We start from the raw sequence: 19,333 nt of genomic DNA, 5'->3' as shown, positions 1-19,333 counted from the left end.
CCATGATCCGCTGGACCCGCGACGAACTCGACAGTGAGCTGAAGATCGTTTGGCCCGAACATCTGCACATAGGTCGAAGACATTCCGGGGCACGCCAGGGTTACGCCGAGCCGGTTGAATACGGTCTGAAGCTGCTTAACCAGATTTGGCAGTGGCGAGGCGGCGATGTTGCCTTCCAAAAGTATGGCGGCCTGCATCTGGTTTGTATATTTCCCAATCATGATAATATTGATCCCGACTATTATGCCAATATCATGGGTTAATCAGGTTTCTTTGATGTAAATATAAACGGAGTAATTTAATCAATAGCGTTTTTTCCGTATTGCAAGTGTTATTATATTAGAATGTTTTGATGTTGTCGCCGCAATCGACGCGCATGCTTCTTCTGTTTGGCGATTGGCCATCTACGTTTCTGCACTGGTTCAGCCGGCGGCAGGCGATGACGTGGGGTGAGATTTGCCCTGCGTTTATATATTCAACCACATGGTTGACTTTCCGGACCGTCAGCTTATATTCAACAACATGGTTGAATTATCTGTTCCACATCTCGACACTGTCTTTCATGCGCTTGGCGATGCGACGCGACGCACGATGCTGCGCGATCTTTCCCGTGGGGAGCGAACGGTGAGCCAGTTGGCCGAGCCGTTCGACATATCGCTCGCGGCGGCATCCAAGCACATCAAGGCGCTGGAAAATGCCGGGCTTATCCGCCGCGAGGTGAGGGGGCGCACGCATGTCTGCCGCCTTGCGCCGGAACCCTTGGCAGACGCGCATGAATGGCTGGATTTCTACCGGCAGTTCTGGAACAGCCGCCTCGATATTCTTGAGCAGATGCTCAGGGAGGATGATCAGGGAAAGTTCCCTGCAAATGGAGGAAATGACAATGGCTGATATTGCAATGCCTGACACCTATGGCCGGCTCGTCGAGCCGACGACCATGAAGATAGAACGGCTCCTGCCGGGGCCGATCGACCGGGTCTGGGCCTATCTGACACAAAGCGACCTACGCCGCCGGTGGCTGGCATCCGGTGAAATGCGGCTTGCGCCCGATGCGCCGTTCGAACTGGTCTGGCGCAATGACGAGCTTTCCGACCCGCCGGGCCACCGCCCGGAGGGTTTTTCCGAAGAGGACAGGATGGCTTCGCGCATCATTACCGTTATTCCGCCGCATCGCCTCGTCTTCAGTTGGGGTGAGGGTGGTGAGGTATCGATCGAGCTTCAGGCTCTGGGCAAGGACGTGCTTCTGACACTGGTCCATCGTCGACTGGCCAATCGGAAGACCAGGCTCGAAGTCAGCGCCGGCTGGCATGCGCATCTCGATATTCTCGCTGCGCGTCTCCAGGAAAAGCAGCCCAAACCCTTCTGGGACAGCTGGCTGGGGCTGAAAGAGGAATATGAGCACCGCATACCATAACCAGGTGCTGCGTATTTTGAAAACTGACGGCGCGGTTTGCCGCGCCGTTATTGGCCGTTGCAGCGGCGCACCGAGGACCGGTTTTCTGCGCTCACATTTTGATTCAACGGCTTGTGTCCCTGATTCCAAAAAGTCTCTTAACGCTCTGTTATATCAAAGCATTTCCAGCGGTGCCTTGCGCATCGGCGGCGGGAAGGCGGCGTCTAATGCGGCCCAATCCTCATCGGTGATTTCGAGATCTGTCGCACCACGGTTCTCTTCCACGCGCGCAGTGTTTGCGGATTTCGGAATGGCGATGACGCCCTCCCTTTCCAGAAGAAAGGCCAAGGCCAGTTGCGCCGGTGTGGCCTGATAGGCTTTGGCGATGCGGATAAGCTCGTGGTTGTTGAGGATGCGACCCTGCTCGATCGGGGAATACGCCATCAGCGGCACGCCATGCCACTGGCACCAGGGCAGAAGCGAAAATTCCGGCCCGCGCCGGGACAGGTTGTAGAGCACCTGATTGGCGGCGCATTTTTTGCCGTCTGGAACGGCGAAAAGCGCCTCCATGTCGTCGGTGTCGAAATTGGAGACTCCCCAGTCGCCGATCTTGCCGTCCTTTTTCAGCCTTTCGAAAGCCGCCACCGTTTCTGTGAGCGGATGCTCGCCGCGCCAGTGCAGCAGATAGAGATCGAGATGATCGGTGCCGAGCCTTGCGAGGCTCCGCTCGCAGGCTTCAATCGTTCCTCTTGCGCTGGCGTTCCAGGGATAGACCTTGCTCACCAGAAACACCTCGTCGCGGCGGCCGGCGATTGCCGAGCCCACCACTTCTTCGGATCGGCCATCGGCGTACATTTCGGCCGTGTCGATCAGCGACATGCCGAGATCGATCGCCTTGCGAATGCTCTCGACCTCCTGCGCTGCGGATGATCCGCTCTCTCCCATGTTCCAGGTGCCAAGGCCAAGGGCTGGAACCTCTTTTCCGGATGGCAGGGTGACGGAAGGCATGTCGTCATACATGGGCTCGCTCCAGCGTTGGTTGAGGGGACAATAGCCATTTGTTACGACTTCTCAAACCCGGCAGGGGAATGATCGATCCATCAAAAAATTTGACTGCGCCGATCGGGTGAGCGGACTGGTTTGACGCTGGTTCGGCGGATAGGGTCTTTTCACAGGAGAGATCATGACTGTCGAAACCTTCGTTGCGCTGGTGCTGTTTGCCTTCACCACCTCCATTACGCCCGGCCCTAACAATCTGATGCTTTTTGCTTCCGGCGTGAATTTCGGTTTCCGCCGCACCATACCGCATATGCTGGGCATCGGGGCGGGGTTCCTCTCGCTGCTGATTGGCGTGGGATTTGGGCTTGGCGCGTTGCTGCACTCCGTGCCCCTGCTTTATACGGGGCTGAAATTCACGGGCGGGCTTTATCTTGTCTGGATCGCGTGGAAGATCGGCACATCCCGCAGCCTGAATGAAGGGACGGCCGCCTCAGTGCCGATGAGCTTTCTTGCCGCTGCCGCCTTCCAGTGGGTCAATCCGAAGGCGTGGGTGATGGCCGTGACGGCGATGGCGACCTATACGGATGAGGGGCAATATCTCATCACCGTTCTGATCGTCGGTGTGGTTTTCGCCGCTGTCAATCTCCCCAGTGTTTCGACCTGGGCGGGCTTCGGCTCGGCGCTGCGCGACTGGCTGTCCGTTCCCGTGCGGCTCAAATGGTTCAACATCACCATGGCCGTCCTTCTGGTCGTCAGCCTCTGGCCGATGCTGAAATAGGCGCCTAGGCCGGGAACTGGCGGTAACATTCCTCGGCGATCTTCTGCACCTCGTCACGCGTCAATTCGGCGGAAACGGCATAGCCCAGTTCGTTGTCGATCCAGTAGAAGGTCTCGATGCCATCGGCGCTGGCCATTCGGAAGCTGGTGGTGCGGTTTTCCTCGTTGTGGCCGATCAGCACCGTTACCCGGCGGCCGGTCTTGTCCTGATACATCAGCATCGCGCCGGGCTTGCCGCTGACGGGAATGAGACGCCCGCCAACGAGATCGTATCCGAGTTTGGAAAGATCGGGGATCGCGAAGGGGTAACCGAGCCGCTTGCCGAGCCACGTCGCGAGGTGCTGCTGCTCTCCGGCTCCGACTTCGACGGGATGGCGGACTTCACTCGCGTAAATGAGATAGGCCGATTTCGCCTGCGCGGGAATATCCGTCGGCAGCGATGCAAGCACCACGTCCTGCGGTGTGGAGAAGGATTGCGGCAAAAGCCTGCCGGCTACCGTACCTGCGGTGAAGATCAGCAAGGCGGCTGCCGTTCGCAGAAGAAGCGATTTCACCTGCCATGCAGGCTTTGTTTTTTTGGCGGTAAACATCGACATGTCGTGCGGATGCGAAGCGGCGTAGGCGGCGAATGTCTGTCGCAGGGTTTCGGCTTGTTTCTTCCAGTCCTCCACGCGGCTCTGCTCTTCCGGCCTTTCAGTCAGCCAGGCCTCGACAGCCGCGCGATCATCCTCGGACAAAAGTCCGTCGACATAGGCGTGCAGGTCGTCTTCGGTTATGGCGTCTGGCCGTTTCATCGTGGTCTCCGCAGGGGAATGATATTATCCGCCGCCAGGTGCTGGCGAAGGGTTTCGCGGGCGCGGGACAGTCTGGACATGACGGTCCCCACCGGGATCGACAATGTCTCTGCCGCCTCCTGATAGCTGTAACCTTCCACCGTCACCAGCATCAGCACCGCCCGCATCTCGGGTGAAAGAAGGGCGAGAGCGCCGTGCAGCCGGTCGTTCTCCAGCGTATCGCCGAGCGTATCGGCAACGGCGATGGTTTCATGGCCTTCAAGGCTTTCCGACGGATGACGTTTCTCGGCGCGGTGGCGGTTGCGATAAAGATTCGTCATTATCGTGTAAGCCCATGTTTTCAGGGCCGTTCCGCGCCATTGCCTTCTGTTGGTCAGCGCCTTTTCCACGCAGTCCTGCAGAAGGTCTTCGCCATCCGCGTCGGAACGGGAAAGGCTGCGGGAATAACGCCGCAGCATGGGTATCAGCGCCAGCATCTCCGTTTCGAAGTTGCCGGCTGCGGGGGAGAGGCTCCCCCGCTTTTCGCCATTCATGCCATCAGGGTTTTGCGGCATCCCATACACCGTTCATACCGTCGCCGGTGGCATCGCCTTTTTTCATGTCCTTGGCCCAGTAATAAAGCGGCATGCCGTCCTTTGCCCACTGCATCTTGCCGTCCTTGCGCGTCACGACGGAATAGGCTCCCTCGGCCTTGTCGCCCGTGGCTGCGAAAAACGGCGGCCAGTTCACCGCGCATTTGTCATAGCAATTGGATACGCCCTTCTTGTCGTTCTTGAAAGTGTAGAGCGTCATGCCTTTTTCGCCGGCAAGAACATTGCCTTTTTCGGTCTTGACCGTTTCGACCGCAGGGGCCGCATAGGCCGTTCCGGCAAAAGCCAGAACGAGGGCGGGAACGATAAAGCGCATCTTCATGGACATATCCTCCTTGGTTCGGGCGGCCTCTGCCGCCAGCACATCAAGAGACACCGCAGGGTTCCGGTTTATTCCGTGCCGCGACGTGTTTTTTGTGATTTTTAAACTTATCCATTGAGCTAAGTGTTTTGCCGTGATACTTAGCCTTATGGAAAACTATTCAGATGAACTCGATGATATCTTCCAGTCCCTTGCCGATCCGACCAGGCGAGCGGTGATTTTGAGGTTGGGGGGCGGGGAGGCGAGCATCGGAATGCTTGCCGAACCCTTTGACATGGCCCTGCCATCCTTCATGAAACACATCCGACAACTGGAGGGTGCGGGGCTGATCGTGACGCGCAAGCAGGGCCGGGTGCGGTTCTGCTCGCTGGAAAGAGGGCGGTTTTCGATGCTGGAGGGCTGGCTGTCGCAACAGCACGCCATCTGGGAGGGCCGGACGGACCGGCTCGAACAATTCGTCATGGCGCAACAGGACAGGTTGTGCAGCAAAGGGGAGAATGACCAATGACCGAGAGTTTCAATCCCGATCTCGACCTGAAGATTTCAAGGATCATAAGGGCGCCGCGCCGGCTCGTCTGGAATGCGTGGGTCGACAAGACCAGTCTCGAACAATGGTGGGTGCCGCATCCCGGCCAATGCCGCGTTGAGAAAATGGAGCTTTTCCCCGGCGGCGCTTTCGAGACGCGCTACAGTGAGGACGGCAAGGCATTCGGCGATCACATAAGCGGGTGTTTCCTGGCGGTGGATCATGAGGAGCGTCTGGTCTTCACCGATGCGCTGACGGCAGGCTTTCGTCCCTCCGCCCGCCCGTTCCTCACCGCCGTCATGAGTTTTCGCGACCACCCTGAAGGTATGGAATATGTGGCCTATGCCATGCACCGAAATCCTGGGGATCGCGACAGGCACGCCGAGATGGGTTTCTTTGACGGCTGGAACACGGTTGCCGAGCAACTGGCGCAGCTTGTTGAAAGGCAGTCGGTGAATTGAGGCCTTTCTCGCGGCATGATTCATCTTTCGTTCTTTTTCTGTTGCGCACGGTGCTCGAATCCTGCGATGAGGGCGCATGTTATTTTCACCGCAACAGGACGAAGCGCTCAAGGCTGTTTCCCGCTGGCTGAAGGAAGGCCGGACGCCGGTTTTTCGGCTGTTCGGTTATGCCGGAACCGGCAAGACGACGCTTGCCAAACATTTCGCGGAAAATGTCGATGGTGAAGTGCTGTTTGCGGCCTTTACCGGCAAGGCGGCGCAGGTGCTGCGCTCGCGCGGGGCGACCAACGCACGCACCATCCATTCGCTGATCTATCGCCCGCGCGGTGAAGAAACGGTGGAAGATGAGGAAACCGGCAAGACATCCGTCGCGCCGATGTTCTCCATCAACCGCCAGAGCCCGCTTGCCAAGGCGGCGCTCATCATCATCGACGAATGTTCGATGGTGGACGAGCAGCTCGGCAAGGATCTGATGAGTTTCGGCACGCCCATCCTCGTGCTTGGCGATCCCGGGCAGTTGCCGCCGGTTTCAGGCGGTGGTTTCTTCACCGAGCAGGAGCCGGATTATCTGCTGTCGGAGATCCATCGTCAGGCCAAGGACAATCCCATCATTCACCTTGCCATGGATGTGCGGGAAGGCCGCGAGATCATGCGCGGCGATTACGGCGCTGCACAGGTGATCTCCAAGTCCGAGGTGACGCAGTCGCTCGTGCTCGATGCCGATCAAGTGCTTGTCGGCACCAACCGCACCCGCCGCCGTTATAACCAGCGGCTTCGCGAGCTGAAGGGTTTTTCGGCAGATTATCCGCAATCCGGCGACAAGCTGGTTTGCCTGAGGAACGATCCGGCCAAGGGCCTGCTGAACGGTTCGCTGTGGCAGGTCATGAGTTCATCGCGCGAAACGGTGAAACCCGGCATCAACCTGATGATACGGCCCGAAGACGACGATATGGATCGCGGCGCGGCCAAGATCAAATTGCTGAAGGCCGCGTTCGAGGATGTCGAGACCGAAATTCCGTGGTCCACCCGCAAGCGTTATGACGAGTTCGATTTCGGCTATGCACTGACCGTGCATAAGGCGCAGGGTTCGCAGTGGAACAATGTGGTTCTCTTCGACGAGAGCTATGCCTTCCGCGATTCGCGCGAAAGGTGGCTTTATACCGCCATTACCCGCGCGGCGGAGACACTGACCATCGTTCGCTGAGATCACGGTAAACGATACTAAGCTTTTTTGGGACTGCGCATCTCTCTCACCTCATTCCTGTGCCTGTCACAGGAATCCAGCCGACGCGCGTCTGCGCGGCGAAACGAGCCCTTTCACCCCAAGGACCTGGGCTGGCGGATCCCTGTGACAGGCACAGGGATGAGGGCGGTAAGCGCCGCGGAACAGCAAAATTGCGCTGACCCGAAACGCTTGTGTCGTGCATTGTCGCTGGAAATGCTTTCAGGCGCGGATGACACCAAGCAAAACCGCCTTGGCGACCGCCTGAAAGCGGTTGCTGGCATTGAACTTGCCGATGATTTTCGCCTCGAGCACATTGAGGTCGGTTCCTGAAAGACCAAGGGCACGGGCGAGCCGCACCGGCGCATAACCCTCCGCCATCAGTTCAAGACATTTTCGTTCGGTGTCGGTCAGCGCGATGTCCCTTGCCGGAGGCCGTTCCTCGCCATCGAGCCCGTCCGCATCGCTGTCGGTGACGAGCAGTTCCTCGATCTGCTGCGCCTGACGCTGAAGGGTGGAAAGCTCGGCCGTCAATTCCCTCTTTCGCTGTCTCAGCGCGGCGTGGAAGACGTCGTCCGCCTCTTCCTGCGAAAGCGAGCGGACCAGTTTTTCCATGATCTCGGTAATGGAAGCAACGGAAATGCCCACTTCGCGGCAGACATTGATGACCGCCATGCGTCTGACGTTGCGGTGGGTATAGACCCGCATCTGGCCAATGCGTTTCGAGGTCAGCAGCGCCTTCTCCTCATAAAAATGGAGGGTCCGGTGCGTTACTCCGAAGATATTGGCCATGTCGGCGATGGGAACCGGTTCGGCGGGCAGGGAGGAGGGCAGACTTATATCCGGAAGGAAACCGCTGTTTCTTGGATTGGATTTGTCCTCGTCGCCGTGTTCAAACGGCATACGGCCATCCTGCATCGTTTCCCCCTTTTGCGCTCTTTGACAGTGTCTGTTTTTTAAGTGGCGTCGATCGCTTGTTCCCCCGCGACGACCCCTCTGATCAAGACATCATGCCAAACGCTACATAAGAACCGTAACGTGTATTGTGTGTTTTCGTTCCCGTATTCCAAAAAATTTTATCGGCCTCCTTGCGGTTGGCGTCAACCTGCGTGAAACAGGATGTCAATTCCGAACCGGAGCCCGATGTCATGCCAGCGAAACTTTCCGTCAATCTGAACGCAATTGCCATGCTGCGCAACCGTCGCGATCTTCCGTGGCCGGATGTCGCGCATTTCGGGCATTTGGCACTCGCTGCGGGTGCAAGCGGGCTCACTGTACACCCTCGTCCCGATCAGCGCCATATCCGCTTTTCGGATCTGCCGGTATTGCGCGCCCTGATCGATGACAGCTTCCCCGGCGCGGAATTCAACATCGAAGGATATCCGACCGAGGATTTTCTCCTTCTTTGTGAAAAGACGCAGCCGGAACAGGTCACACTGGTGCCGGACGACCCGTCGCAGGCGACGTCCGACCATGGCTGGGATTTCTGCAAACACGCCGTTTTCCTGAAAGACGTCGTGGGACGCCTGAAGGCCGGCGGCATGCGGGTCTCGCTTTTCGCAGATGGCGACGGCGAGCGCGAGCCGGTGGAACTGGCGGCCGAGACGGGTGCTGCCCGTATCGAGCTTTATACCGGACCCTATGGCGGCTGTTTTGACGATCCGCAAAAGGCTGACGCGCTTGTCGAAAAGCTCGGGCAGACGGCGGATCATGCAAGAGCGCTCGGACTTGCCGTCAATGCCGGTCATGACCTCACCGTCGCAAACCTGCCCAAGCTGATGAAACGCATCCCTGATCTGGCCGAGGTTTCAATCGGTCACGGATTGACGGCAGATGCGCTTGAATATGGCATGACTGAAACAGTCCGGCGTTTTTGTCAGGCCTGCGGTCAGGCTATTTCATAACCAAAGTCAATTTTTTCGCCTATGCTTTGGCTGCGCATGCTCCGTGCGCGAGCTTATGAAGGCAGAGACATATGCAAGAACATCATGTTGTCGTCGTGGGTGGAGGCTTCGGCGGTTTGCAACTGGTACATGGGCTGGAGGGGGCCCCTGTCCGCATCACACTGATAGACCGCCGCAATCACCACCTGTTCCAGCCCCTGCTTTATCAGGTCGCGACGACAGCGCTGGCGACATCCGAAATCGCCTGGCCGATCCGCCACCTCTATCGCGACCGCAAGGAGGTGACGACCCTGCTTGCGGAGGTGACCCGTGTGGACCGGGCGGCGCGGACCGTGCAGCTGAATTCCGGTCAAGTGATCGGTTTCGATACGCTGGTATTGGCCACCGGCGCGCGCCATGCCTATTTCGGCCGTGACGAGTGGGAGCGTTCGGCCCCCGGCCTGAAGACGCTCGAAGATGCGACGACAATCCGCCGCCGTCTGCTTCTGGCCTTCGAACGGGCCGAACTCGCGACCAGTGAAGAGGAACGGCAGGCGCTGTTGACCTTCGTCATCATCGGCGCAGGCCCGACGGGCGTGGAAATGGCGGGCATGATCGCCGAGCTTGCCCACAAAGCGTTGCCGCCGGAATTCCGCAATGTGGATACCAGAAAGACCCGTGTGCTGCTTGTCGAGGCCGGCCCTCGCGTTCTGCCGGTTTTCACCGAGGATCTTTCCGCCTATGCGAAGGAAGCTCTGGAGAAACTCGGCGTCGAGGTTCTGCTCGGCACGCCCGTTACAGCGTGTACCGATGAAGGCGTGACGGTGGGCGAGACCTATTATCCCTGCCGTACGGTCGTCTGGGCCGCCGGTGTGCAGGCGTCTCCCGCCGCGAAGTGGCTGGATGCCGCCGCCGACAGGGCAGGCCGCGCCATTGTCGGGCCGCATCTCAATCTGGAAGACGACGACAATATCTTCGTCATCGGCGATACGGCCGCCGTCAATCAGGAGAACGGCAAACCGGTGCCGGGCATCGCACCTGCGGCAAAACAGCAGGGCGCCCACGTCGCAAAGGTCATCAAGGCGCGGCTCTCCGGCAAGCCGTCACCGTCGCCGTTCCGCTATAGCCATCAGGGCAATCTTGCGACTATCGGCAAACGCGCGGCGGTGATCGATTTCGGCAGGTTCAAGCTCAGGGGCGTGCTGGCGTGGTGGATCTGGGGGCTTGCCCATATCTACTTCCTGATCGGAACGCGCTCAAGGCTTGCGGTGGCGTGGAGCTGGCTGTGGATTTACCTGAGCGGCCAGCACAGCGCGCGGCTGATTACGCAGAAAGAGACGTTGAAGGACGAGGCCTGAGGGCAGGGCGAGCAAAGGGCGGGAAGCATGGCTTCCCGCCCTTCGTGCTTATGACAGCTGCGCCAAAGCTCTCGCCGTCATGCCGGTCCCCGGAACAAGCCCGAGGATGATCCGGCATCCAGCCGACGCGCGTCTGCGCGGCGAGAAGAGGTTTTTCAGCCCAAAAACTTGGGCTGGCTGGACCCCGGATCTAGTCCGGGGTGACGGCGTGTGGACGTGGCGTGTGTGCCTAATCCAACGCTCACGCGTCGAGCGACGCCATATCGATGACGAAGCGATACCGCACATCGCTCTTCAGCACCCGCTCATAGGCTTCGTTGACGTCCTGGATGTTGATCGTCTCGATTTCCGAGACGATGTTGTGCTCGCCGCAGAAATCCAGCATTTCCTGGGTTTCCTTGATCGAACCGATCATCGAGCCGGACAGGTTCTTTGCGCCGAAGATCAGCGCGAAGGCGTGGACCGGGATCGGATGCTCAGGCGCGCCCACCACGACCATGCTGCCCTTGGGCTTCAGGAGGCCGAGATAGGCGTTCCAGTCGATGGCGACGCCGGCCGTGCAGATGATCAGGTCGAAGGTGCCGGCCAGCTTCTCGAAGGTCGAGGCGTCGCTGGTGGCGTAATAGTCCTTCGCGCCGAGTTTCAGGCCGTCTTCCTTTTTCGACAATGTCTGGGAAAGAACGGTGACATCCGCGCCCATGGCGGCACCGAGCTTGACGCCCATATGACCGAGACCGCCCATGCCGACAATCGCGACCTTCTGGCCGGGGCCGGCATTCCAGCGGCGAAGCGGCGAATAGAGCGTGATACCGGCGCAGAGAAGCGGTGCGGAAGCATCGAGCGGCAGGTTGTCCGGGATTGACAGGACGTAACCTTCCTTGACGACGATCGAGTCGGAATAACCGCCATGGGTCGCGGTCTTCGTGAAGGGATCGACGTCGTTATAGGTCTGGACGAGGCCGGGCATGTAGTGCTCGTTGTCGAGATCGCGTGTTGCGCAGCCGACGCAGGAATCGACGAAGCAGCCGACGCCGACGTGGTCGCCGACCTTGAACTTCGTGACCTTGGAGCCGACGGCTTTCACGACACCGGCAATCTCATGGCCGGGAACGATCGGATAAACGGCATTCTTCCACTCGTTGCGGACGGTGTGGATGTCCGAGTGGCAGATGCCGGCATATTTGATGTCGATGACGACGTCGTCATCGTTCGGCTCGCGGCGTTCGAAGGTGAACGGGGTAAGCGGCTTCGACGCATCGGTCGCAGCGTAACCTCTTGCTATAGCCATCTGAATATCCTTTCGGGGGTGGGGAAGTGACGGCGGAATATGCGACGGAAGCTTGGGAAGGCGTTAGAGCGATCCTCCAGCCTTTTTGCACGATCCTGCAAAAATATGCGGGCGTGCTCTTTGCGCGGGCCGGGAGGCTTTCTAGATAAATGACATCCGCTGCATTTCCTCCTTCAGTTAAGGGAATTCCCCTATGTCCTTGCCGTTCAATCTCTATCAGGAGATCGCCTCCATCGCCGCGCGATATGCCACCAGCGACGGCGAGGTGCAGACGGCGATCGAATCTCTCGGCATCAGCCGCCGCACAACGCCCAGCGCGCCGTGCCACGGCAGCTACCGCCCCTGTTTCGCATTGGTGATCCAGGGATCGAAAAGCGTCCAGCTGGGAACGGACACCATCAATTATGGCGCGGGCGACTATCTCCTGACATCGCTTGATCTGCCGGTTGCCTGGCGCGTGGTGGAGGCGAGCAAGGAGGTTCCGCATTTTTGCATCGCTCTTGCGATCGATAGTGAAAAGCTGCTCGACCTCATGCGGCGCGTGCCCATCGACCCGCCTGCGGAGCCGGCGAACGCGCAGCGCGGCATCGTCGTCAATGCCGCCACGCCGGAGCTGCTCGATGCGGCCATCCGGCTGATGCGCCTGCTCGATCGCCCGGCGGACATTGCGGCCATGGCGCCGCTGATCGAGCAGGAAATCCTTTATCGCATCCTGACCGGACCGGCGGGTGGGCAGCTGATGAACATCATCGCGGCCGGCAGCCACGGCAACCGCATCGCCCGCGCCATTGCCTGGCTGCGAGAGAATTTCGCGCGCCAACTGCGCGTCGAGGATCTTGCGGAGCATATCGGCATGAGCGTGTCGTCCTTCCATCATCATTTCAAGACGATTACGGCCATGACGCCGGTTCAGTACCAGAAGCAATTGCGGCTGCATGAGGCGCGCCGGCTGATGTTGCTGGAGCGGCTGGATGCGGGCACTGCCGGCCATCGCGTCGGTTACCAGAGTCCTTCGCAGTTCAGTCGTGAATATAGCCGTTTCTACGGATTATCGCCGTCGCGGGATATTGATGCATCGCGGGAGATCAGTGCGGCTGGGTAGGTTGGGAGGTTCTGTGTTGGTGGCAGATCGATGGTGGGTGGGGCTTACCCCCCTCTGCCCTGCCGGGCATCTCCCCCTCAAGGGGGGAGATCGGCAGGAGGCCCTACCAGCGCTCCATTCGCAAACGTTGAGATGGGCGAGACCCAACCACGAGTCGATCTCCCCCCTTGAGGGGGAGATGCCCGGCAGGGCAGAGGGGGGTAAGCCACACCCGCCATCGATCAGCCACCAACACAAAACCTCCTGATAAAGCTCCCCAAGCCGGCATTCACGCTGCACCGCACCGCGTCAATTCTCGTCCTCCCCTGAAGAATCCGCTTGACCGCGAAGCACCGTCCGCTTAAATGGCGCTCGAACCGTACCGTACGGTACATTAATCGAACCCCTGGAGTGGAAAGACTTGGCTTCCGACCCGATCACAGCGCAGGAATTTTCGCCGCGCCAGAACGCCGTTCTGGACCAGGCATTGCGTCTATTGGTCGAGGGCGGCGAGAAAGCGCTCACCACATCGGGGCTGGCGCGTGCCGCCAACTGTTCCAAGGAAAGCCTCTACAAGTGGTTCGGCGACCGGGACGGCCTGCTGGCGGCGATGATCACCTTTCAGCAGAGCAAAGTCCGCACCTTCGAAAAGGCGGGCGACCGCGTTTCCGCACCGCAGCTCGCCGATCACCTCGAGGTTTTCGCGCATGATCTGCTGGATGTGCTGGCAGGTGACGTGTCGCTGGCGCTTAACCGTCTGGCGATAGGGCAGGCGAGCCGCGACGGTTCCAAGCTCGGCGATCTTCTTCTGGAACGCGGCCGTCGCCAGATCGATCGCCGCGCCCGCGGGTTGATCGAGGCGGGTCGCCGCTCCGGTTATCTTCGTTTCGATGATGCCGAAGAGGCATATCGCAGTTTTTACGGCCTCATCGTTTCGGATCTGCATGTGCGCATGCTGCTGGGCGAGGCGCCGGACAAGGATTTTTCCGCCCGGGCGAAGAAGGCGGTCGTCGCCTTTCTGACCCTCTACGGCACGGAAAAGGTACATTCGGAACTCAGCGGCAAATCCGCCTGACATTCCGGTTCAGACAACTGAGAGACAAGCATTAGGGAAGGACCATAAAATGCGCGTTTATTATGATCGTGATGCCGATCTCAATCTCATCAAGTCCAAGAACGTCGTCGTTGTCGGCTACGGTTCCCAGGGCCGCGCCCATGCGCTGAACCTCAAGGATTCCGGCGCCAAGAACGTCGTCATCGCTCTGAAGGCCGGTTCGCCGACCGTCAAGAAGGCGGAAGCCGACGGCTTCAAGGTCATGACCGTTGCCGAAGCCGCCAAGTGGGGCGACCTTCTGATGATGGCGACGCCGGACGAACTCCAGGCCGACATCTACAAGGCCGACATCGCCGGCAACATCCGTGATGGCGCAGCAATTGCTTTCGCACACGGCCTCAACGTTCACTTCGGCCTCATCGAGCCGAAGGCATCGCTCGACGTCGTCATGATCGCACCGAAGGGCCCTGGCCACACGGTTCGCGGCGAATACCAGAAGGGCGGCGGCGTTCCCTGCCTCGTTGCCGTTCATCAGAACGCTTCCGGCAACGCGCTTGAACTCGCTCTCTCCTACGCCTGCGGCGTTGGCGGCGGTCGTTCGGGCATCATCGAAACCAACTTCAAGGAAGAGTGCGAAACCGACCTCTTCGGCGAACAGGTCGTTCTCTGCGGCGGTCTCGTCGAACTGATCCGCGCCGGTTTCGAAACCCTGGTCGAAGCCGGTTACGCACCGGAAATGGCCTATTTCGAGTGCCTGCACGAAGTAAAGCTGATCGTCGACCTGATCTATGAAGGCGGCATCGCCAACATGAACTACTCGATCTCCAACACGGCTGAGTGGGGCGAATACGTCACCGGTCCGCGCATCATCACCGCCGACACCAAGGCTGAAATGAAGCGCGTTCTGCACGACATCCAGACCGGCAAGTTCACCTCCGAATGGATGCAGGAATGGAAGGCCGGCGGCGCCCGCTTCAAGGGTATCCGTCGCAACAACGACTCCCACCAGATCGAAGAAGTCGGCGCAAAGCTGCGCGGCATGATGCCGTGGATCGGCAAAAACAAGCTGGTCGACAAGGCTGTGAACTAAGCTTCATTGACTGGTAGAGAATAGGAAGGCCGGAGCGAAAGCTCCGGCCTTTTTGTTTTCGATGTGCCATCACACGATGGCGTCGTCTTCCTCGACGATAACGGAAACCGGGAAGTGATCGGAGAACCCACCAAGGTTGACGTTTTTGACCGCATCGCCTTTCGACAGGCCGAAGCGGATCGGCCCCTCATTCTTGCTGTGGCTGACCATGGCGGCAATGGCTTCGATTTTTGCCGTCTCCTCGCGCGCCTTGAAGCCGCTGCTGCCGGTCAGAAGCGATCGGGAAACGAGGATCTGATCGAAGATATTGGCATCGCCATTGAAATAGAGCGTGCCATAGATCGTTCTTGCTGTGCCGACGGAATCAACCACCGGCTGGCGCAGGTAATTCCAGGTAAGATTGTAGAACATGGCCGATTGCGAGTTTTCGACATCGTCGCGCTCGCGGGTGGAATTGGCGTGGTAGCGCAGCGATGCATCGGAAGGGTCGTCGTTGAAGTCGCCGAAGGCGACAACGGCGATGTCGTTGCCTTTCTCTTCCCTGATACGCTGATGCCAGTAGCCCAGCGTTTCACCGGCGGTCATGCGAAAACCGGCGCTTTCCACCGCGCCGCCCGAGCGCGACGGCCAGTGGTTGGAGAGCGCGATAAGCTGGCGGCCGCCCTTGGTGATGAAAGTGCATTGGGTAATGTCGCGCGTGCCGGTGCGGCGCATCACGAAATGGCTGAAAATCTCGTTCTCGTTGATCAGCAGCTTTTTGCTGTCATAGATGAAGGCGGTATCGATGCCGCGCTGATCCTTGCTGGAATCGGCATGCACGACACGATAAGAACGTGCGGGCATGAGGTCGTTCAGATGTTCCGCGAGCGTCTCCAGAACGAAACGGTTCTCGACTTCGCAGACACCGAGCAAATCCGGTCCCGCGCCGCCGATCTGGCTTATGATCAGACCGAGCTGCTTGACCTTGGTCTTGAACAGATCCTCCGTCCAACCCTTCAGATCGTTCTTCAGCCGCTCGGCAATCCACGGCTCGCGCGCCGGATAACCCTCCGGCGCAAACAGGTTTTCCACATTCCAGAACGCCAGGACATATTGGGCCATGATCCGCACACCTCCGGTTGGTTTTTCAAGCCTAGTGGAAGTTTTTGCCACAACAACTTGAAATTGTCATGAAGGCCAGCGGATGGCGAAATTTCCCGTTCCCGGCCTCATTCGACCGGAGGGATGACACCCTTCGTCAGGAGGAAGCAGCCATAAAACCGGGTCTCGCCTGTCGTGATGACGCAATAGGCCTGTTTGGCTTTTTCGTAGAAGGCGAAGCGTTCGATGCCGTACATGGGGGCCGATTTTCCTTCCGCCGCATCGATTTCCTTCTGCACTTCGGCTTGCACCGGCTCCAGCTGATCCGGCGCTCCCATCACTTCCATGCGGCCGACCGAAGGCTGCAGCGGCGTATCGAGCGGCAGGACGGACAGGATGGCTTTCATGGCGCGGGCTGCGGAGACGTTGTCGATATCCAGTACCTTGCCAACGGTCGTGTGGCGGGAAACCGAATCGGAAGGGAAGTTGGTATCGGAAATCACCAGCGTATCACCGTGACCCATGGCGCGCAGCGCGTGCAGGACATCGGCATTCAGCGCCGGGTCGATATTTTTCAGCATGTCGTCAAACTCCCATGATGCTTTCGCCGCGTTGCGGCGCGCGCGCAATCCAGCCGGAAAACCATGTCGCGTCAATCGCAAAGGTGTGATTGTGAAGCTTTGCGCAAGGGTGTATTTGGCTTTGTCCGCAAAATCGGGCCTCAACAAGGGCCGGTTGCGGGCAATGTGCAGGGAGGCAGAAATAATTCGAAAAACTGATAAGTCAGTATTGCTGACGTATCGACATTTCTGTAAAGATGCACGCATAAAAACGACACAAGAGGAAACGTACCCATGCTCAATTGGGAACAAATTTTCGCCACGCGCTCTTCGCGCATGAAAGCGTCCGAAATCCGTGAGCTGCTGAAGCTGCTCGAGCAGCCCGATATCATCTCCTTTGCCGGCGGTATTCCGGACCCGGCACTTTTCCCCGCAGAGGAGTTTCAGCAGGCTTATGCGGAAATTTTTTCGGGTTCGCAGGTCAACTCGGCGCTGCAATATTCGGTGAGCGAAGGTTACAAGCCGCTGCGCGAATGGCTGGCGGGCGAAATGGCCGAGATCGGCATCGACTGCACCGCCGACAACGTCTTTATCGTTTCCGGTTCGCAGCAGGGTCTCGATTATCTCGGCAAGCTGTTCCTGTCGCCGAAGGATACGGCGCTGGTCACCTGGCCGACCTATCTCGGCGCGCTTTCCGCTTTCAACGCCTATGAGCCGAATTACGACCAGCTGAACCCCGGCGGCAACCGCACGCCCGAGGCTTACCGCGAAACTGCAGCCAAGCTCGGCGGCGCGGTGAAGTTCGCTTATCTCTCTGCCGATTTCTCAAATCCGACCGGGGAAACCGTTGATCTCGCCGGCCGCGAAAAGGTTCTGGCGCTGGCCGACGAGCTGGATATCGCCGTCATCGAAGACGCCGCCTACCAGTCGCTGCGTTATGATGGTGAAGCCGTTCCGCCGATCATGGCGCTCGACATCGCCCGCTCGGGCGGCATTGAGAACACCCGCACCATCTATTGCGGCAGCTTTTCGAAGACGCTCGCACCGGGCCTTCGTGTCGGTTACATCGTTGCCTCCGCGCCTGTTATCCGCAAGCTGGTGCTGATGAAGCAGGCTGCCGACCTGCATTCCTCGACCATCAACCAGATCGCCATCGAACGTGTCGCCTCGCGCGGCTTCGACAAACAGGTCGCCAAGATCAAGGCCGCTTACAGCGCACGGCGCGATGCGATGCTGTCGGCGCTCGACAGGTACATGCCGAAGGGCACACGCTGGACGAAGCCGGAAGGTGGCATGTTCATCTGGGTGACGTTGCCTGAGGGGATGGACGGCGCAGCTCTGCTGGCGAAATCCATCGCCACGGAAAAGGTCGCCTTCGTTCCCGGCCGGGCGTTCTTCGCGGATGGCTCCGGCACGAATACGTTGCGCATCAGCTTCTCCTGCGCCAACGAGGCGATGATCGAGGAAGGCATGATGCGGCTTGGCCGGTTGATCGCGACGGCGCAGGCGGAAACGAGCGAGGCGCTGCCGGCGATTTGAGGGCGGCGGTTCTCGGGAGTGACGGAGGGTGCGGCTTACCCCCCTCTGTCCTGCCGGACATCTCCCCCTCAAGGGGGGAGATCGACTCGCGGTTAAGGTATCGCCATCTCAACAGTTGAAAATGAAGTGGTGTCAGCGCCTTTTGCCGATCTCCCCCCTTGAGGGGGAGATGCCCGGCAGGGCAGAGGGGGGTGAGCCGCAAGCGCCAAGGTGCATTGTTACTCCTAACCGCGATGGCCCCAACAGATTACACCCCAAAAATCCTGCCTGTCACATACATGTTATGCAATCATGTTTTAGCGGTCCCACCAAACAACAGGGACTGGACCCATGAAAACGCTGCTCTCCGCTTTCACCGCCATCGTATCGCTCGGCTTCATCGCCACCGCCGCCAATGCTGCCGATCTGGTGCTTTATACCAGCCAGCCAAACGAGGACGCGCAGGCGACCGTTGACGGTTTCAAGGCCGCCAATCCCGGTCTCGAGGTTGAGTGGGTGCGTGACGGAACGCCGAAGATCATGGCCAAGCTGATGGCTGAGATCAATGCCGGCAATCCGGTTGCCGACGTGCTTTTGATCGCCGATACCGTGACGCTGGAGCGCATGAAGCAGGCTGGCCAGCTTCTCGCCCACAAGTCTGCGGAAGCCAAGAATATCGACGCCTCGCTCTACGATGCGGACGGCTTCTATTATTCCACCAAGCTCATCACAACAGGCATCATGTACAACACCGCCGCTGCGATGAAGCCGACCAGCTGGAAAGATCTGGCCAAGGCGGAAGCCAAGGGTCTCGTGACCATGCCGAGCCCGCTGACCTCTGGCGCAGCGCTGATCCACGCGCAGACGCTGGCCGCCGCAAACGGCCTCGGCTGGGACTATTACAAGCAGCTGAAAGCCAATGAAGCCATTGTCGGCGGCGGTAACGGTGCGGTTCTAAAGTCTGTCGCTTCGGGCGAAAAGGCCTATGGCGTCGTCGTCGACTACATGCCGATCCGCGAAAAGGCCAAGGGCGCACCGGTCGAGTTCGTCTTCCCGGAAGAGGGCGTTTCGGCCGTCACCGAGCCGGTTGCGATCATCAAGGGCACCAAGCACGAGGAAGCGGCGAAGAAGTTCGTCGATTACGTGTTGTCTGAAAAGGGCCAGCAGGGCTTCGTCAAGCTCGGTTACATCCCCGTTCGTGCCGATGCCGGCATGCCTGAAGGCTTCCCGGCTCGCGACAAGATCAAGGTTCTGCCGCTCAACGCCGCTGATGCGCTGAAGAATTCCGAACAGGACCTGAAGACTTTCTCCGACATCTTCGGCTCCAAGGGCTGATA

Annotated in this window: 22 protein-coding genes; 14 read left to right on the top strand and 8 right to left on the bottom strand. The window is 59.2% G+C overall.

What is annotated here, in order from left to right:
- Positions 1 to 2 precede the first annotated feature (2 nt).
- The 3 genes from JZY08_RS09180 to JZY08_RS09170 all read left to right on the top strand — a co-directional run bounded on the left by JZY08_RS09180 (position 3) and on the right by JZY08_RS09170 (position 1,414).
- A complete protein-coding gene (locus JZY08_RS09180; RefSeq protein WP_216329964.1) occupies positions 3 to 263 on the top strand; it encodes a hypothetical protein in 261 nt (86 codons plus the stop codon).
- A gap of 259 nt (positions 264 to 522) precedes the next feature.
- Positions 523 to 891: a helix-turn-helix transcriptional regulator gene (locus JZY08_RS09175; RefSeq protein ID WP_216329963.1), complete on the top strand. Its 369-nt coding sequence runs from the start codon at positions 523 to 525 to the stop codon at positions 889 to 891.
- Positions 884 to 1,414, top strand: a complete 531-nt coding sequence (locus JZY08_RS09170; RefSeq protein ID WP_216329962.1) for an SRPBCC family protein — start codon at positions 884 to 886, stop codon at positions 1,412 to 1,414. Before JZY08_RS09175 ends, JZY08_RS09170 begins: the two co-directional genes overlap by 8 nt.
- Before the next feature lie 153 nt (positions 1,415 to 1,567).
- Here the strand turns inward: JZY08_RS09170 and JZY08_RS09165 are convergent, their stop codons facing one another.
- On the bottom strand, positions 1,568 to 2,413 hold the full coding sequence (locus JZY08_RS09165) for an aldo/keto reductase (RefSeq protein WP_137037930.1): 846 nt from the start codon (positions 2,411 to 2,413) through the stop codon (positions 1,568 to 1,570).
- A gap of 163 nt (positions 2,414 to 2,576) precedes the next feature.
- Between JZY08_RS09165 and JZY08_RS09160 the strand changes: the two genes are divergently transcribed.
- On the top strand, positions 2,577 to 3,170 hold the full coding sequence (locus JZY08_RS09160; RefSeq protein ID WP_216329961.1) for a LysE family translocator: 594 nt from the start codon (positions 2,577 to 2,579) through the stop codon (positions 3,168 to 3,170).
- 4 nt (positions 3,171 to 3,174) lie between these two features.
- Here JZY08_RS09160 and JZY08_RS09155 read toward each other — a convergent pair whose 3' ends face one another.
- Genes JZY08_RS09155 through JZY08_RS09145 form a run of 3 tightly spaced genes read right to left on the bottom strand, consistent with a single transcriptional unit; the run spans position 3,175 to position 4,929 of the window.
- Positions 3,175 to 3,963 carry an anti-sigma factor gene (locus tag JZY08_RS09155; protein ID WP_216329960.1) on the bottom strand — a complete coding sequence of 263 codons (789 nt, stop codon included), beginning with the start codon at positions 3,961 to 3,963 and terminating at the stop codon, positions 3,175 to 3,177.
- Positions 3,960 to 4,517, bottom strand: a complete 558-nt coding sequence (locus tag JZY08_RS09150) for an RNA polymerase sigma factor (protein WP_216329959.1) — start codon at positions 4,515 to 4,517, stop codon at positions 3,960 to 3,962. The genes JZY08_RS09155 and JZY08_RS09150 overlap by 4 nt, the downstream gene beginning before the upstream one ends.
- Positions 4,501 to 4,929, bottom strand: a complete 429-nt coding sequence (locus JZY08_RS09145; protein WP_035242263.1) for a hypothetical protein — start codon at positions 4,927 to 4,929, stop codon at positions 4,501 to 4,503. Before JZY08_RS09145 ends, JZY08_RS09150 begins: the two co-directional genes overlap by 17 nt.
- Before the next feature lie 94 nt (positions 4,930 to 5,023).
- Here JZY08_RS09145 and JZY08_RS09140 point away from each other — a divergent pair, with 94 nt between their 5' ends.
- The 3 genes from JZY08_RS09140 (at position 5,024) to JZY08_RS09130 (ending at position 7,066) form a co-directional block, all read left to right on the top strand.
- Positions 5,024 to 5,383, top strand: coding sequence for a helix-turn-helix transcriptional regulator (locus JZY08_RS09140; protein ID WP_216329958.1), 360 nt, complete (start codon positions 5,024 to 5,026; stop codon positions 5,381 to 5,383).
- The gene (locus JZY08_RS09135) at positions 5,380 to 5,862 is read left to right on the top strand and encodes an SRPBCC family protein (protein ID WP_216329957.1); all 483 of its coding nucleotides are present in this window, start codon (positions 5,380 to 5,382) and stop codon (positions 5,860 to 5,862) included. Before JZY08_RS09140 ends, JZY08_RS09135 begins: the two co-directional genes overlap by 4 nt.
- A 76-nt stretch (positions 5,863 to 5,938) precedes the next feature.
- Positions 5,939 to 7,066 (top strand): ATP-dependent RecD-like DNA helicase, encoded by a 1,128-nt coding sequence (locus JZY08_RS09130; RefSeq protein WP_003495011.1) that lies wholly within the window; start codon positions 5,939 to 5,941, stop codon positions 7,064 to 7,066.
- Positions 7,067 to 7,306: 240 nt separating this feature from the next.
- On the opposite strand, the gene JZY08_RS09125 is transcribed toward JZY08_RS09130, so the two are convergent.
- On the bottom strand, positions 7,307 to 8,002 hold the full coding sequence (locus JZY08_RS09125; protein WP_216329956.1) for a MerR family transcriptional regulator: 696 nt from the start codon (positions 8,000 to 8,002) through the stop codon (positions 7,307 to 7,309).
- Between the two features lie 230 nt (positions 8,003 to 8,232).
- Between JZY08_RS09125 and JZY08_RS09120 the strand changes: the two genes are divergently transcribed.
- Both JZY08_RS09120 and JZY08_RS09115 read left to right on the top strand, forming a co-directional pair.
- Positions 8,233 to 8,988: a pyridoxine 5'-phosphate synthase gene (locus JZY08_RS09120; protein ID WP_216329955.1), complete on the top strand. Its 756-nt coding sequence runs from the start codon at positions 8,233 to 8,235 to the stop codon at positions 8,986 to 8,988.
- Between the two features lie 71 nt (positions 8,989 to 9,059).
- On the top strand, positions 9,060 to 10,325 hold the full coding sequence (locus tag JZY08_RS09115) for an NAD(P)/FAD-dependent oxidoreductase (protein ID WP_216329954.1): 1,266 nt from the start codon (positions 9,060 to 9,062) through the stop codon (positions 10,323 to 10,325).
- Between the two features lie 241 nt (positions 10,326 to 10,566).
- Here the strand turns inward: JZY08_RS09115 and JZY08_RS09110 are convergent, their stop codons facing one another.
- Positions 10,567 to 11,613 (bottom strand): NAD(P)-dependent alcohol dehydrogenase, encoded by a 1,047-nt coding sequence (locus JZY08_RS09110; RefSeq protein ID WP_087744533.1) that lies wholly within the window; start codon positions 11,611 to 11,613, stop codon positions 10,567 to 10,569.
- Positions 11,614 to 11,806: 193 nt separating this feature from the next.
- Between JZY08_RS09110 and JZY08_RS09105 the strand changes: the two genes are divergently transcribed.
- The 3 genes from JZY08_RS09105 to ilvC all read left to right on the top strand — a co-directional run bounded on the left by JZY08_RS09105 (position 11,807) and on the right by ilvC (position 14,838).
- Positions 11,807 to 12,715, top strand: coding sequence for an AraC family transcriptional regulator (locus tag JZY08_RS09105; RefSeq protein WP_137037923.1), 909 nt, complete (start codon positions 11,807 to 11,809; stop codon positions 12,713 to 12,715).
- Positions 12,716 to 13,115: 400 nt separating this feature from the next.
- On the top strand, positions 13,116 to 13,769 hold the full coding sequence (locus tag JZY08_RS09100; RefSeq protein ID WP_003495025.1) for a TetR/AcrR family transcriptional regulator: 654 nt from the start codon (positions 13,116 to 13,118) through the stop codon (positions 13,767 to 13,769).
- A 49-nt stretch (positions 13,770 to 13,818) separates the two neighbouring features.
- The gene (gene ilvC / locus JZY08_RS09095; protein WP_003495030.1) at positions 13,819 to 14,838 is read left to right on the top strand and encodes a ketol-acid reductoisomerase; all 1,020 of its coding nucleotides are present in this window, start codon (positions 13,819 to 13,821) and stop codon (positions 14,836 to 14,838) included.
- A gap of 69 nt (positions 14,839 to 14,907) precedes the next feature.
- Here ilvC and JZY08_RS09090 read toward each other — a convergent pair whose 3' ends face one another.
- Both JZY08_RS09090 and JZY08_RS09085 read right to left on the bottom strand, forming a co-directional pair.
- On the bottom strand, positions 14,908 to 15,939 hold the full coding sequence (locus JZY08_RS09090) for an endonuclease/exonuclease/phosphatase family protein (protein WP_082182592.1): 1,032 nt from the start codon (positions 15,937 to 15,939) through the stop codon (positions 14,908 to 14,910).
- Positions 15,940 to 16,046: 107 nt separating this feature from the next.
- Positions 16,047 to 16,499, bottom strand: a complete 453-nt coding sequence (locus JZY08_RS09085) for an RbsD/FucU family protein (RefSeq protein ID WP_216329953.1) — start codon at positions 16,497 to 16,499, stop codon at positions 16,047 to 16,049.
- Positions 16,500 to 16,772: 273 nt separating this feature from the next.
- On the opposite strand from JZY08_RS09085, the gene JZY08_RS09080 reads away from it, so the two are divergent.
- Together JZY08_RS09080 and JZY08_RS09075 are read left to right on the top strand one after the other, a co-directional pair.
- Complete coding sequence (locus tag JZY08_RS09080) at positions 16,773 to 18,017, top strand: PLP-dependent aminotransferase family protein (RefSeq protein WP_216329952.1); 1,245 nt, start codon at positions 16,773 to 16,775, stop codon at positions 18,015 to 18,017.
- 330 nt (positions 18,018 to 18,347) lie between these two features.
- On the top strand, positions 18,348 to 19,331 hold the full coding sequence (locus JZY08_RS09075; RefSeq protein WP_216329951.1) for an ABC transporter substrate-binding protein: 984 nt from the start codon (positions 18,348 to 18,350) through the stop codon (positions 19,329 to 19,331).
- The last annotated feature ends 2 nt before the right edge of the window (positions 19,332 to 19,333 follow it).

Origin of the sequence: Rhizobium sp. X9 (assembly GCF_018873185.1) — a bacterium.
GTDB classification, from domain to species: Bacteria; Pseudomonadota; Alphaproteobacteria; order Rhizobiales; family Rhizobiaceae; genus Agrobacterium; species Agrobacterium oryzihabitans.
This window is presented reverse-complemented; position numbering and strand designations above follow the sequence as displayed.

What these genes read in the sequence shown, in the direction of transcription:
- JZY08_RS09180 (WP_216329964.1), top strand. Translation starts at nt 3, where the DNA reads ATGATCCGCTGGACCCGCGACGAACTCGACAGTGAGCTGAAGATCGTT.
- JZY08_RS09175 (WP_216329963.1), top strand. Translation starts at nt 523, where the DNA reads ATGGTTGAATTATCTGTTCCACATCTCGACACTGTCTTTCATGCGCTT.
- JZY08_RS09170 (WP_216329962.1), top strand. Translation starts at nt 884, where the DNA reads ATGGCTGATATTGCAATGCCTGACACCTATGGCCGGCTCGTCGAGCCG.
- JZY08_RS09165 (WP_137037930.1), bottom strand. Translation starts at nt 2,413, where the DNA reads ATGTATGACGACATGCCTTCCGTCACCCTGCCATCCGGAAAAGAGGTT.
- JZY08_RS09160 (WP_216329961.1), top strand. Translation starts at nt 2,577, where the DNA reads ATGACTGTCGAAACCTTCGTTGCGCTGGTGCTGTTTGCCTTCACCACC.
- JZY08_RS09155 (WP_216329960.1), bottom strand. Translation starts at nt 3,963, where the DNA reads ATGAAACGGCCAGACGCCATAACCGAAGACGACCTGCACGCCTATGTC.
- JZY08_RS09150 (WP_216329959.1), bottom strand. Translation starts at nt 4,517, where the DNA reads ATGCCGCAAAACCCTGATGGCATGAATGGCGAAAAGCGGGGGAGCCTC.
- JZY08_RS09140 (WP_216329958.1), top strand. Translation starts at nt 5,024, where the DNA reads ATGGAAAACTATTCAGATGAACTCGATGATATCTTCCAGTCCCTTGCC.
- JZY08_RS09135 (WP_216329957.1), top strand. Translation starts at nt 5,380, where the DNA reads ATGACCGAGAGTTTCAATCCCGATCTCGACCTGAAGATTTCAAGGATC.
- JZY08_RS09130 (WP_003495011.1), top strand. Translation starts at nt 5,939, where the DNA reads ATGTTATTTTCACCGCAACAGGACGAAGCGCTCAAGGCTGTTTCCCGC.
- JZY08_RS09125 (WP_216329956.1), bottom strand. Translation starts at nt 8,002, where the DNA reads ATGCAGGATGGCCGTATGCCGTTTGAACACGGCGACGAGGACAAATCC.
- JZY08_RS09120 (WP_216329955.1), top strand. Translation starts at nt 8,233, where the DNA reads ATGCCAGCGAAACTTTCCGTCAATCTGAACGCAATTGCCATGCTGCGC.
- JZY08_RS09115 (WP_216329954.1), top strand. Translation starts at nt 9,060, where the DNA reads ATGCAAGAACATCATGTTGTCGTCGTGGGTGGAGGCTTCGGCGGTTTG.
- JZY08_RS09110 (WP_087744533.1), bottom strand. Translation starts at nt 11,613, where the DNA reads ATGGCTATAGCAAGAGGTTACGCTGCGACCGATGCGTCGAAGCCGCTT.
- JZY08_RS09105 (WP_137037923.1), top strand. Translation starts at nt 11,807, where the DNA reads ATGTCCTTGCCGTTCAATCTCTATCAGGAGATCGCCTCCATCGCCGCG.
- ilvC (WP_003495030.1), top strand. Translation starts at nt 13,819, where the DNA reads ATGCGCGTTTATTATGATCGTGATGCCGATCTCAATCTCATCAAGTCC.
- JZY08_RS09090 (WP_082182592.1), bottom strand. Translation starts at nt 15,939, where the DNA reads ATGGCCCAATATGTCCTGGCGTTCTGGAATGTGGAAAACCTGTTTGCG.
- JZY08_RS09085 (WP_216329953.1), bottom strand. Translation starts at nt 16,499, where the DNA reads ATGCTGAAAAATATCGACCCGGCGCTGAATGCCGATGTCCTGCACGCG.
- JZY08_RS09080 (WP_216329952.1), top strand. Translation starts at nt 16,773, where the DNA reads ATGCTCAATTGGGAACAAATTTTCGCCACGCGCTCTTCGCGCATGAAA.
- JZY08_RS09075 (WP_216329951.1), top strand. Translation starts at nt 18,348, where the DNA reads ATGAAAACGCTGCTCTCCGCTTTCACCGCCATCGTATCGCTCGGCTTC.